The following is a 379-nucleotide window of genomic DNA, read 5'->3' as shown; positions in this document are numbered from 1 at the left end:
TGTATATCTTTATCGCCTTTTTTATTTGGCCTAATTGCTTTGATATTTGCGACAGGTTTGTAATCAACTTGAAGTGCTTTTTGCCATAAATTGATCCACTCTTCTTGCGTTATATAATTTTCTTTTTTTCTAAAATAAGCATTTTCAACACACAATAAAACGTGCATATGTTGATTATAACTACCATCATTTTTATTAACTGTTACCTCAGTTGAACGCATAAAACCAATCAAATTTTGTTTTACTTTTTTATATCTACTCAATCTATCAAAAGCTTTAGTTAAATGTTTTAAACTCTGTTCTAAAGTTTCACCGTCAATCGCATTTTTTGTTGAAAGTGTTAAAAACAACCAACGTGCTTTTGGTTTTTCTTTAATAA

The 379-nt window shown here is 28.2% G+C and carries 1 protein-coding gene; it reads right to left on the bottom strand.

Translation table 11 applies throughout. The annotated features are described in order from the left end of the window. Positions 1-379, bottom strand: a 379-nt coding sequence (locus tag AC1DRP_RS36925) for a protein rep (RefSeq protein ID WP_476771192.1), incomplete at both ends; no start/stop codon positions are given.

This window comes from Allobosea sp. 01N443 (assembly GCF_056399325.1).
The sequence above is the reverse complement of the archived record's forward strand: the minus strand, read 5'-3'. Positions and strand labels throughout refer to the sequence as shown.